Source organism: Bacillus sp. EB106-06-01-XG163 (assembly GCF_058791615.1).
This window is the reverse complement of sequence record NZ_JBYTDS010000006.1, coordinates 89,226-101,775: the sequence shown is the minus strand read 5'-3', so window position 1 is coordinate 101,775 and position 12,550 is coordinate 89,226. Positions and strand designations below refer to the sequence as shown.

Here is a 12,550-nt window from a genome sequence, read left to right as displayed (position 1 = left end):
TGTTTACATTGGCTATACCGTCTATTCCCGCATATGCGCTGCCGACAGCGTCAGATATGCCTGAAAATAAAGTATCGTGGACGCTGAATCCGAAACGCGCGGTGCTTCTGATCCATGACATGCAGAATTATTTCGTCGATGCTTTTGCGAAAGGTGAAGCTCCGATCACGGAGGCGGCTGAGAATATCAAAAAAATAAAAGAGCAATGCAAAGCACTCGGCATTCCGGTGGTGTATACCGCGCAGCCGGGCAGCCAAGACCCGGCGGACCGTGCGCTGCTGACGGATTTTTGGGGGCCGGGGCTAAAAAGCGGGCCTTATGAAGAAAAGGTCATTCCGGAGCTTGCCCCGGATGATCAGGACATTGTCCTCACAAAGTGGAGATACAGCGCGTTTAAACGGACGAATCTCCTTGAGATCATGCGTGAAAGCGGCAGAGACCAGCTCATGATTACGGGAATTTATGCACACATCGGCTGTCTCGTCACAGCCTGTGAAGCATTTATGGATGATATCCAAAGCTTCTTTATCGGAGACGCCGTTGCTGATTTTTCTTCAGAAAAACATAAGATGGCCATCGAATATGCGTCTCAGCGCTGCGCTTACACGGCTTTGTCAAACGAAGTGCTGGAGCTGCTGGGCGGCGCGCCGGTTTCTGAAGGAGAAGAGAAGACTTCCGCCGTATTGACAAAAGACCGGGTGCGTGAACAAATTGCGGCGATTCTTCAAGAATCACCGTCTGATATTCCGGATCATGAAGACCTGCTGGACAGAGGTCTTGACTCCGTCAGAATCATGAGCCTTGTCGAACAATGGCGCCGTGACGGAGCTGAAGTGACGTTTGTGGAACTGGCGGAGAACCCGACGCTGGAAGAGTGGTGGAGACTTCTTTCTTCCCGATCTCAAAAAGTCTTGCCGAACGCAGATTATTTATAAAGGGAGAGAATAGAATGCATGATACACAACAGCTGCCTCTGACAGGCGCACAGGCCGGTATCTGGTTTGCGCAGCAGCTTGATCCTGATAATCCGATTTACAATACAGGCGAGTACGTTGAGATAAACGGCGCGATCGATGTGAACATATTTAAAACCGCTCTCGAACGCGTGCTGACGGAAGCCGCGTCATTACACGCCCGCTTCGAAGAGGGAGCAGACGGGCCGAAGCAGATCATCAATCCTCCATTTGAGGCTGCGATCGATGTCATAGATGTGAGTTCAGAAGCTGATCCGAAGCAGGCCGCACTCAGACTCATGCAGACAGATTTGGCTGAGCCCGTTGATATGGCGGCCGGGCCTTTGTTCCGCGACATTTTATTTCAGGCGGGACCGGAACGCTTTTTCTGGTATCAGCGCATTCACCACATTGCGATAGACGGCTACGGTTTTTCACTGCTGGCACGGCGTACGGCGCAAATGTACACTGCAATACGGGAAGGACGTCCGGATAACGGGCGCTCCTTCGGTTCTTTGGACGATCTGGTAAAAGAAGATCAAGAGTACCGCGCGTCTGATCAATTCCTGAAAGATCGGGAATTTTGGATGGAGAAATTTGCGGATGAACCTGATGTCGTCAGTTTGGCAGAAAGAGCGCCGCGAACGTCAACACGTTTTCGGAGAAGCACGGCTTATCTTTCTGAAACGGCTTTACAGCATGTAAAAGCGATTCCGAACTGGCATGAAGCCGTCACGGCCGCAGCGGCGGTATATGTCCACCGGATGACAAACGCAGGGGATATCGTGCTCGGTTTACCGATGATGGGGCGGATCGGCTCAATTTCACTGAATATTCCGAGTATGGTCATGAATCTGCTGCCTTTGCGGCTTTCGCTCCGCCCGGATATGAATTTTCATGAGGCCGTCAGCCAAGTGGCAAAAGAAATCCGAAACATCCGGCGCCATCAGAAATACCGCCATGAAGACATGCGCCGCGACCTTAAATTGCTCGGAGAAAATCGCAGGCTGTTCGGCCCGCAAGTCAATGTGATGCCGTTTGACTACGCGCTTGATTTCGCCGGAGCGCCAGGGACCGTCCATAATTTATCAGCAGGGCCCGTTGATGATTTGTCAATTAACGTTTACGACAGAGCGGACGGAAGCGGAATGCGTGTGGACTTTGATGCGAATCCGGAAGTGTACAGCGCCGAAGATATTGAAAACCATCAAAAACGATTCCTGCTTCTGTTGGAATCAGCTGTGAAAGACCAGACACAAAAAATCGGCACACTCAACCTTCTGCTTGAAAGTGAACGTCTCCGCGTACTGGATAGCTGGAATGACACGCGCAAGGCCGAGAAGCAGAAAAGTCTGCCGGAGCTGTTTTACGAACAGGCCGTAAAAACACCGGACCGGCCGGCAATCATCACCGAAAACGAAGAGCTCAGCTATGCCGAATTGAACAAGCGCGCGAACCAGCTTGCCGGCATGCTAAAGGAAAAAGGGCTCGGACCGGAACAATTTGCCGCTTTGCTGCTTCCGCGGTCACAGGAGTTGGCCGTGGGCATGCTGGCCGTTTTGAAAACGGGAGCCGCATACCTGCCGCTTGATCCTGATTTTCCTTCTGAGCGGATCACATACATGCTCAAAGATGCACAGCCTGCATGCCTGATTACAACGATGGAATTATCCGGCCGCATGCCGGAAGACAGTGATGCAAAAAGGATCATTCTCGATGACCCGGATACGGTAAAAACCGTTGCCGCTCAAAATGCTGACTGTCCCGCTCAGGCGGAATGTTCGCCTTTGCACCCCGCTTATATCATTTATACATCGGGCTCAACGGGCAAACCGAAAGGTGTAGTCGTCACTTTAAAAAGCGTAAGCAATTTCCTCTTATCCATGCGGGAAATGTTTACGCTCGGCGAACAAGACCGCCTGCTTGCCGTTACGACTGCGGCGTTTGATATTTCCGGACTTGAGCTCTTCCTTCCGCTCATCAGCGGGGCGGGGTGCGTCATCGCCCGTAAAGAGACGATTCAGGAACCGCGGGCGCTTGCGCACATGATTCACTCATACGGTATTTCAATCATGCAGGCAACGCCGACATTGTGGCATTCATTAGTCACCAATGAACCGGATTCTCTCCGGGCGCTGCAGGTGCTTGTCGGAGGTGAGGCGCTTCCGAACGCGCTTATGCATGCTCTGCTTGAATCAGGCTGTACGGTGACGAATCTGTACGGGCCGACTGAAACAACAATCTGGTCGGCCGCACAGCCGCTTGCAAAAGGCCATACAGGGGCGCCTCCGATCGGAAAGCCGATTTGGAACACGCGGGTATATGTGCTGGACGCCGCATTGCAGCCCGTCCCGCCGGGAATCGCGGGCGAGCTTTATATAGCGGGCGAGGGGCTTGCCAGAGGTTATTATAACCGTCCTGATTTAACAGCTGAAAGATTCATTGCCGATCCGTACGGGTCCGCGGGCGCGAGGATGTACCGGACGGGAGATCTCGTGCGCTGGCGTGAGGACGGCTCGCTTGATTATATCAGCAGAGCCGATCACCAAATTAAAATCCGCGGGTTCCGGATAGAATTAGGAGAAATTGAGTCAGTGCTGTCGAAATATCCGGGTATTTCGCAGGCCGCCGTCATTGTCCGTGAAGACCAGCCCGGAGATAAGCGGCTGGCGGCTTACGCTGTCGCGGATCAGCCCCTTGATATCGGCAGACTTCGTGAATATATGGGCGAAAGCCTGCCGGATTATATGGTGCCGGGCGCGTTTGTACAGCTGGAAGAATTGCCGCTGACACCGAATAAGAAGCTCGATCGCAGCGCTCTGCCTGCACCTGATTTTTCCGCTGTCCTGTCTGACAGAGGGCCGCGGACGCCGCAGGAAGAAATATTATGCGATCTGTTTGCCGAGGTTCTCGGTCTCGCGCGGGTCGGAATTGATGACGGGTTCTTTGAATTGGGCGGACATTCGCTCTTAGCCGGACGCCTGATGAGCCGGGTCCGGGAGACGATGGGCGCAGAGCTTGGCATCGGCCGTCTGTTTGATACGCCGACCGTTGCCGGGCTCGCCGCACAGCTTGACACCGCAAAGAGTGCGCGGCCTAAGCTCAAGCCGTTTGACCGGCCGGAGCATATCCCGCTGTCATTTGCGCAGCTGCGTCTATGGTTTCTCTACTGTCTTGAAGGGCCAAGCCCGACTTACAACATTCCGGTGATTGTCCGCATGTCAGGCAAGCTTGACCAATCAGCGCTGAAACACGCCTTTTACGATGTTGTCAGCCGTCATGAAAGCCTGCGCACCGTTTTTCCGGAAAATAAGGGATCATCTCATCAGCTCATTTTATCTGCTGAAGAAGCCCGCCCTGTGTTTACAGTGACACGTGCAGACAAAAACGAGCTCCAAGACATGCTTGCCGCTGCGGCACGATATCGGTTTGATCTCGCTAAAGAGCCGGCCGTCCGGGCCGAGCTGTTTGATCATGGTGACGGCGAGTATACGCTGATGGTTCTCCTGCATCACATCGCAGGTGACGGCTGGTCCTTGAATCCGCTCATGCGTGACTTATCCATAGCCTATATCGCCCGGCAAACAGGTGAAAAAGCAGAATGGGCGCCGCTGGCGATTCAATATGCGGATTATGCGCTTTGGCAGCAGCAGCTTTTAGGCAGCGCGTCTGATTCTGAGAGCTTAATTGCGCGCCAGCTGGATTTCTGGAAGAAAACGCTTGAAAATGTACCGGATCAGCTGGAGCTGCCGTCTGATTTTCCGCGTCCCACTGAATCAAGCTACAGGGGCGGCGTCATTCCGGTCAACATCGGCCAAGAGCTTCATGCCCGTCTTCTCTCACTTGCCAGAAATCAGCGCGTAAGCCTGTTTATGGTGCTTCAATCAGGGCTTTCCGCGTTACTGACCCGGCTCGGTGCAGGGACCGATATTCCGATCGGCAGTCCGATAGCCGGCCGCAGTGATGACGCATTAGGAGACCTTGTGGGTATGTTCATTAATACACTCGTACTGAGAACCGATACCTCTGGCGATCCGAGCTTTTGTGAGCTTCTTGAAAGGGTCAGGGAAATGAATCTCGCAGCATATGAACATCAGGACGTGCCGTTTGAACGTCTCGTGGAAGAATTGAATCCGGTTCGTTCCCGGTCAAGACATCCGCTGTTCCAAGTGATGCTCGCATTCCAAAATACGCCTGACCCTGTACTCAGTCTTCCTGATATGGAAACAAGCCTGCAAATCAGCAGTGTCGGATCGTCCAAATTTGATTTGACGCTGGAATTGGCTGAACAGCGCCATGACGACGGCACGCCTGCCGGTATTGAAGGTCTGCTGGAGTTCAGTACGGACTTATTTAGAAAAGAAACGGCTGAAGCACTTGCCGGACGCCTGCTTCTTCTGCTCGAAGATGCCGCATCACATCCGGATAAACCGATCGGAAGCTTAACCATTCTTTCTGATGAAGAGCGCCGGAAGCTTTTGCCGGTTAAACGGGCAAAACAGCATATTCAGCCTCGGCAGACACTGCCTGAACTGTTTGAAATACAGGCCGCCGCAAAATCGGATGAAACGGCGGCAGTTTTTGAAGAGAGCGGACTCACTTATAAAGAGCTGAATGAAAGAGCCAATCAGCTCGCGCACATGATGATTGCCTGCGGCGTCGGCCCGGAGCAGTTTGTCGCACTGGCGCTGCCGCGTTCTTTAGATATGATTGTCGGGCTGTTAGCCGTCCTGAAGACGGGGGCAGCGTATCTGCCGCTTGATCCTGATTATCCCGCGGACCGCATTGCTTTTATGTTACATGATGCCAAGCCTGTATTTATGCTCACCAACCGTGAAGGCGCAAGTAAGCTCTCTATCGAAAGCGGCATGCCGGCCTTCATCCTGGATGATCCGCAGAATAAAGAAACACTTGAGCGATATGCCGTCAAGAACCCTGCGGACGCTGACCGGATTCGTCCGCTGTCGCCGCTTCACCCGGCCTATGTCATTTACACGTCGGGATCAACAGGTGTGCCGAAAGGTGTCATCATTCCGCACAGCAATGTTATCAGGCTGTTTGAGTCGACGCGGCATTGGTATCACTTTCATTCTGATGATGTATGGACGATGTTTCACTCCTACGCTTTCGATTTCTCTGTCTGGGAAATGTGGGGGCCGCTGCTTCACGGCGGACGTCTCGTCGTCGTGCCGCATGACATCAGCAGATCGCCGGAAGCGTTTTTACATCTCCTCGTGAAAGAGCGGGTAACCGTGCTTAACCAAACGCCGTCAGCGTTTTACCAGCTGATGCATGCGGAAAAAGAACACAAAGAGCTGGGGCGTCAGCTCGCACTCAGATATATCATCTTCGGCGGCGAGGCGCTTGAGCTGAGCCGGCTTGAGGATTGGTACAGCCGCCACGCGGACAATCAGCCGGTGCTCGTGAATATGTACGGCATTACGGAAACGACGGTGCACGTCAGTTACCTTGAATTAGACAAAAACATTGCCGAACTGAGAGCAAACAGCCTCATCGGCTGCGGCATTCCTGATCTGAACGTATATGTGCTTGATGACCGGCTGGAGCCTGTGCCCCCGGGCATCACGGGCGAAATGTATGTGGCCGGAGGAGGCGTGGCACGCGGCTACTTAGGGCGGCAAAGCCTGACCGCCGAACGCTTTGTGGCTGATCCGTACGGCCCGCCGGGAACGAGGATGTACCGGACGGGGGATTTAGCCCGTCTGCGGACGGACGGTTCTCTTGATTATATGGGCAGGGCGGACCACCAGATTAAAATCCGCGGCTTCCGGATTGAATTGGGAGAAATCGAAGCGGTTCTCGTCAAACATCCGGATGTCGAGGATGCCGCCGTAGTCGTCCGTGAAGACCGGCCGGGAGATAAACGGCTGGCCGCCTACCTTGTCCGATCTGTCGGCAGCACCTTGGACACAGGAAACATGCGCCGGTTTGCCGAAGAAAGCCTGCCGGATTACATGATTCCGTCAGCTTTTGTCCAAATGAATGAACTGCCGCTGACACCGAATGGAAAGCTTGACCGAAAAGCGCTTCCTGCGCCTGACTTCCAAACGGAGGTCACCGACCGGGGACCGAGAACGCCGCAGGAAGAAATGCTTTGTGAGCTGTTCGCAGAGGTGCTTCATCTGCCGCGTGTCGGTATTGATGACAGATTTTTTGATTTAGGCGGTCATTCTTTGCTTGCGGTTCATTTAATGAGCCGTATTCGGGAAGCGATGGGAGCCGAGCTGAGTATCGGAACATTATTTGAAGCTCCTACGGTGGCAAGCCTTGCTGAAAGACTTGAGTCAGGAACGGGCGCAAGCGCGCTTGATGTTCTTCTTCCGCTCAGAACGGCAGGAGAAGAAACACCGTTGTTCTGTGTCCATCCGGCCGGCGGTCTCAGCTGGTGTTATGCCGGGCTGATGTCTTCTTTAGAGGCTGATTATCCGATATACGGCTTACAGGCGAGAGGCATCGGAAAAAAAGAATCGCTTCCGCAAAGCCTAGATGACATGGCGGCGGATTATATTGAAAAAATCCGCACCGTGCAGCCGAAAGGGCCGTACCGTCTGCTCGGCTGGTCTCTCGGAGGGAATGTCATTCAGGCCATGGCGACACAATTACAGAGCCGGGGTGAAGAGGTTTCGCTTTTGGTGATGCTTGACGCGTATCCGAATCATTTTCTGCCGATAAAAAATGCGCCTGATGACGAGGAAGCCGTCATCGCGCTGCTCGCCCTGGGAGGGTACGACCCGGACAGCCTCGGTGATCAGCCGCTTGATTTTGACGCCGCGCTGACCATTCTCCGCCGTGAGGGAAGCGCATTAGCCAGCCTGGACGAGTCAGTGATGATGAATCTGAAAGACACGTACATTAATTCTGTCGGGCTGTTAGGAACATACAAGCCGAAACCGTTCCACGGAGATGTGCTGTTCTTCAGATCAACGATTATTCCGGAGTGGTTTGACCCGATTGAGCCGGATACTTGGAAACCGTATATTACGGGGAAAATCGAGCGGTATGACTTAGACTGCCGCCATAAAGATATGTGCCAGCCGGGCCCGCTTGCCGACATTGGCGCGATTCTGGCAGAGAAATTAAACGGACGGCGTACAGTCCGGTAAAGAAAGGAAAGAGATGATATGACAAATCCATTTGAACGGGAAGACGGCTCATACCATGTGCTCGTCAATGCTGAAGGCCAGTACTCACTGTGGCCGGCCTATCTGGATGTGCCGGACGGCTGGGAAACCCGCCTCACGAATGAAACCCGCCCCGTTTGTCTCGAATATATTGAAACAAACTGGCGTGATATGAGGCCGGAAAGCCTGAAACAGGCCGAAGCCGCTAAAATGTAATAAGAAAAGCCTGCCGTTATTTCGGCAGGCTTTTTATGCGGACATCAGCCGTTAAGCTGTGTATGATCACAAAATGTATAAGGGTGGCCTTCTTCATTCGTGCACCATGACTGAGACAGAAAAGCCAAAAAGACCGCGGCCCACTGGTCTGCAAACTGGATTAAAATACCGCCGTCGTGCCACGTTCCGTTATCCTTCTTCCAGCGTGTATCAATTGGGTTTCCCTGATTCATATGAATATTATGCATGCCGTTTGTCGGCTTGAACCCGAAAATCTTATCAGCGCCCGGCTCCGGCCCGAATTTAGAGCCGTAAATATAGACGGTGGCTTTTTCTGATTTGGCTTTTTGCATGTACGTCTCAATAAAGTCATTTAAGTCATTATCCGGACCGGTGACTTCATGCGGGAGGGGCACCATGTTCCGGGGATCAAACAATCCGCCGCGGACATAATCCAGCGCCAGCTCACGGCTGGTTTCATCAATTGGGGTATATCCATACGGAATGTTGGGCAGCAGGGTGATCGCGCTTGCGTCAAAATGATCGCGTGCCGCATACAGAACCTCTGATTCTTTTGAACTTGACATGACATTGATCGCACAGCGATAGCGCGTATCAGGCTCGCCTAGCACCTCGACTTGAAAATGCGGAGAATCATCATCTGTTTCCCTTTTCATATCTGACACAGTGCCTTTTAATACACCATAGTGCTGAACAGCCATATGAATCCTCCTTTTTCTTCCGGGATATGAATTGATATTCGAGACAGGGGGCCGTTTTTCCTTTTATGAGAAAGAAAAAAGGACAGCCCGCTGATCAGGCTGTCCTCTTCATATCTATTAAGCTTTTGCAGCCGAACCTTGCATTGCTTTTTCAGCAGGCACGTAGTCATAGCCTAAGTCTTTGGCTACCGCTTCATACGTGACATGTCCGTTAGCCGTATTTAAGCCCGCTTTAAGCGCAGGGCTGTCTGCAATGGCTTGTGCCGCGCCTTTATTGGCGATTTGAAGCGCGTAAGGAACGGTTACATTCGTTAATGCGAGCGTAGACGTACGCGGTACGGCGCCCGGCATATTGGCGACAGCGTAGTGAACGACGCCGTGTTTTTCGTAAGTCGGATTATCGTGGGTTGTAATATGATCAACGGTTTCCACAATGCCGCCCTGATCGATGGCAACATCAACAATGACGGAACCCGGTTTCATTTGTTTAACCATTTCTTCCGTAACGAGAGTCGGCGCTTTGGCTCCCGGGATGAGCACGGCGCAGATCAGAAGATCCGCTTCCGCGACGGAATCTGCAATATTTACAGGGTTTGACATCAATGTTTTAATCTGATGCCCGAAAATATCATCAAGCTGACGCAGTCGGTCTGCGTTCAAATCGATCATTGTCACATCGGCACCGAGTCCGACAGCCATTTTCGCGGCATTTGTTCCGACGCCGCCCCCTCCGATGATCGTGACTTTTCCGCGGGATACACCCGGTACGCCGGCTAATAAAATTCCTTTTCCGCCCTTTGGTTTTTCAAGAAACTGAGCCCCGATTTGCGCGGCCATTCTGCCGGCCACTTCGGACATCGGCGTAAGCAGCGGAAGGGAACGTCCGTCCGTTACCGTTTCGTACGCGATAGCTGTCACGCCTTTTTCTGTAAGCGCTTTAGCTAATTCCGGCTCTGCAGCTAAATGAAGGTAAGTGAATAAGACCAGACCTTGACGGAAATACGCATACTCTTCAGCCAGCGGTTCTTTTACCTTCATGACCATTTCCGCATCCCATACTTGCTTTCTGTCCTCCAGAATTTCCGCCCCTGCTGATACGTAATCTTCATTTGTAAAGCCGCTTCCGAGTCCCGCTCCGGATTCCACAAGAACCCGATGGCCGTTTCCGATAAGCTGTGAAACGCCTCCAGGTGTTAATGCCACTCGATTTTCATTGTTTTTGATTTCCTTTGGAACCCCGATAATCATGTCTGTTTCCCCCAATGTTTGTGTGATGCTTCAAGTGTAGCGCGATTTTTGCGAAAATTCTTTGTTTGAAACAGAAAATAAAAAAACACGGATTTGTGAAATTTCACGAACCCATGCTGCGAAGTTTGATATCAAGGTAAATCGTAAACTTTTCATTCACATTTTTTAAGTCGATTTCTGCGATCTGGCTGATTCTTTTCAGCCTGTAATTCAATGTATTGACATGGATGTTAAGCGCTTTAGCGGCGGTGTTGACGTTGCTGTCGGCATCAATAAAATGTTCGAGCGTTTTTACCATATCGGCTTGGTGCTCCCTGTCATACTGCTCAAGCTTTGACAGGGAATAGTTCATATAGCCGCTGTGCTTACGTTTTTCATCCAACACATCCAGGTACTGATAAATGCCGAGTTCCGAAAAGCTGAAAAGGTGTTTGGTTTCTCTCACAAACCGCTCTTTCGCTTTTAATACGGAAAGCGCTTCCTGATAGGAGCGGTAAACATAAGAAATCGATTCGTAAATACCGCCGACCGCAATCGACGCATCCTCAATTTTATATCGTTCCTTCAGCTGTTTTTGAATATGAAGGGCGAAGTGCTTTACATCTTTAAAAGGCTGATCGGTTTTCGGCGCGGCTAATAAGATTAATTCATTTGAATCAACAGTCGCCAGCATGACATGAATCTGCTGTGTCGTTTCCTGCAAATATTGCAGCTGCTGTTCCGTCTTTTCAGTCAGCTCATCATGTAAACGGATGATCATGACGCTGAACACGGACGGCAGCGCCATTCCGAGCTTATGAAACCCTTCGGCCATTTCGGCTTCCTGATAAATATGGCCGGTCAGCATTTTCCAAAAAAACTCCTGGCCCCGCTCTTCGATTTTCGTTTTGCGGATCTGCAGGTGCAAAAGCTTGTTCCGCACCGCTTTGGCTGCCAGCTGAAGTGTCTTCAGATCTTCGTCATTGAGCTTTTTTTTGATCTCAAGCGCCCAAATAAATCCGAGAACCTGACTGTTTTTCCAGATGGAAATCGCCACGCGGTTGCTCAGGCCCACCTCGTCAATTTCTTTCACTTTGATCGGCTGGTCCGTTTTTAAAAGGGCCGGAATGGTTCCGTCTTTCCAGAGTTTGTTGATGACTTTTTCCGGCACCCTCCGCCCGATAATCGTCGACGTCCGGGCCGGATCTGTACAATCGCTGTGCGTGCTGTATGCAAGCAGTTTATGATTAACGTCTTCTATTGTAATGGGGCATTGAAGAACTTCACTGATATGGTCGGCAACATCTTCAAGCCTGTCGAAACTGTACTTAAATGGATCCTTTGGATTGGTCATCTGTATCCCTACTTTTTCATAGCTTCATATCTTGATCTTACCATCTTGCTTTTCAGACTGAAAGGCATCTTTGCAGGGAAATGGACTAGGACAATGAGATCATTCGATGAAAACGAAAATAATAAGAAAATCATACTATTGTATTTACAAAATGTGTAAATATGACGAAAAATCCAATATATCATAAGACTCATTTTGTAAAATTAAAACAGATTTGTTTGACTGTGCCGATTGGTTGTTTTTATAATAATGACGTTCAAAAAATAAGTGAATTAGCCCATATTTAGGCTGATGACACAGGAGGGTATAAGGAATATGTCTGGATTAATTCGTGTCACACCCGAAGAGCTAAGAGCGATGGCTAAGCAATATGGCGTTGAAAGTCAGGAAGTCATGAATCAGGTTGACCGCCTGAACCGCATGATTTCTGATTTGAAAGGCATGTGGGAAGGTGCTTCAAGTGAAGCATTTGCAGATCAATATGAGCAGCTGAAACCTTCATTTATTAAAATGTCTGAATTGCTTCAAGATGTGAATCATCAGCTCGATCAAACGGCAAATACGCTTGAGTCTACTGACCAAGATATCGCTAACCAAATTCGCGGATAATAAGATGAATGAAGAAACGGAGCGCCTGATTCAATCAAGAAGACGGCGCTCTTTCTATGTAAGGGTGATATGAATATGTATATCGATATTACAATAGATTTAACACATTATAACGGCAGCGTCTTCGATCTCAGATTGTCAGATTACCATTCTGTGAAAAAAGTCATTGATATTGCCCGGCAGGCTCAGCATGTATCCGTTCCGCCGCGTGAAGGCTATTGGATCAGAGTGGTCAATAAAGAAGCGGTTTTTTCCGGAGAACAAAAGCTATCTGACTGCGGCATTACGAACGGAGACCGCCTTGAAATTTTATGAAAGGACATGGTG

Annotated in this window: 8 protein-coding genes; 5 read left to right on the top strand and 3 right to left on the bottom strand. The window is 50.7% G+C overall.

The annotated features are described in order from the left end of the window. Positions 1-8: 8 nt before the first annotated feature. From AC3WTF_RS09260 to AC3WTF_RS09250, 3 genes are read left to right on the top strand one after another with little or no spacing between them, the layout of a single operon-like run. Positions 9-935: an isochorismatase gene (locus tag AC3WTF_RS09260; RefSeq protein WP_020956279.1), complete on the top strand. Its 927-nt coding sequence runs from the start codon at positions 9-11 to the stop codon at positions 933-935. Positions 936-949: 14 nt separating this feature from the next. Further along, complete coding sequence (locus AC3WTF_RS09255; RefSeq protein WP_492314239.1) at positions 950-8,077, top strand: amino acid adenylation domain-containing protein; 7,128 nt, start codon at positions 950-952, stop codon at positions 8,075-8,077. An 18-nt stretch (positions 8,078-8,095) separates the two neighbouring features. Further along, a complete protein-coding gene (locus AC3WTF_RS09250; protein WP_007408694.1) occupies positions 8,096-8,311 on the top strand; it encodes an MbtH family protein in 216 nt (71 codons plus the stop codon). A gap of 44 nt (positions 8,312-8,355) precedes the next feature. On the opposite strand, the gene AC3WTF_RS09245 is transcribed toward AC3WTF_RS09250, so the two are convergent. From AC3WTF_RS09245 to adeR, 3 genes are all read right to left on the bottom strand, one after another. After that, complete coding sequence (locus AC3WTF_RS09245; RefSeq protein WP_007613467.1) at positions 8,356-9,033, bottom strand: YukJ family protein; 678 nt, start codon at positions 9,031-9,033, stop codon at positions 8,356-8,358. 117 nt (positions 9,034-9,150) lie between these two features. After that, positions 9,151-10,281 carry an alanine dehydrogenase gene (gene ald, locus AC3WTF_RS09240; RefSeq protein ID WP_003152011.1) on the bottom strand — a complete coding sequence of 377 codons (1,131 nt, stop codon included), beginning with the start codon at positions 10,279-10,281 and terminating at the stop codon, positions 9,151-9,153. A 103-nt stretch (positions 10,282-10,384) separates the two neighbouring features. Beyond that, the gene (adeR, locus tag AC3WTF_RS09235; protein ID WP_007408691.1) at positions 10,385-11,614 is read right to left on the bottom strand and encodes a sporulation transcriptional activator AdeR; all 1,230 of its coding nucleotides are present in this window, start codon (positions 11,612-11,614) and stop codon (positions 10,385-10,387) included. A gap of 315 nt (positions 11,615-11,929) precedes the next feature. On the opposite strand from adeR, the gene AC3WTF_RS09230 reads away from it, so the two are divergent. Together AC3WTF_RS09230 and yukD are read left to right on the top strand one after the other, a co-directional pair. Then, the gene (locus tag AC3WTF_RS09230; RefSeq protein ID WP_003152013.1) at positions 11,930-12,223 is read left to right on the top strand and encodes a WXG100 family type VII secretion target; all 294 of its coding nucleotides are present in this window, start codon (positions 11,930-11,932) and stop codon (positions 12,221-12,223) included. A 75-nt stretch (positions 12,224-12,298) separates the two neighbouring features. Beyond that, positions 12,299-12,538 (top strand): ESX secretion system protein YukD, encoded by a 240-nt coding sequence (gene yukD / locus AC3WTF_RS09225; protein WP_007408690.1) that lies wholly within the window; start codon positions 12,299-12,301, stop codon positions 12,536-12,538. The last annotated feature ends 12 nt before the right edge of the window (positions 12,539-12,550 follow it).

Bases quoted from the DNA above. Each gene is read 5' to 3' on its own strand.
- adeR (WP_007408691.1), bottom strand. From the start codon at position 11,614: ATGACCAATCCAAAGGATCCATTTAAGTACAGTTTCGACAGGCTTGAA.
- AC3WTF_RS09255 (WP_492314239.1), top strand. From the start codon at position 950: ATGCATGATACACAACAGCTGCCTCTGACAGGCGCACAGGCCGGTATC.
- AC3WTF_RS09250 (WP_007408694.1), top strand. From the start codon at position 8,096: ATGACAAATCCATTTGAACGGGAAGACGGCTCATACCATGTGCTCGTC.
- AC3WTF_RS09230 (WP_003152013.1), top strand. From the start codon at position 11,930: ATGTCTGGATTAATTCGTGTCACACCCGAAGAGCTAAGAGCGATGGCT.
- ald (WP_003152011.1), bottom strand. From the start codon at position 10,281: ATGATTATCGGGGTTCCAAAGGAAATCAAAAACAATGAAAATCGAGTG.
- yukD (WP_007408690.1), top strand. From the start codon at position 12,299: ATGTATATCGATATTACAATAGATTTAACACATTATAACGGCAGCGTC.
- AC3WTF_RS09245 (WP_007613467.1), bottom strand. From the start codon at position 9,033: ATGGCTGTTCAGCACTATGGTGTATTAAAAGGCACTGTGTCAGATATG.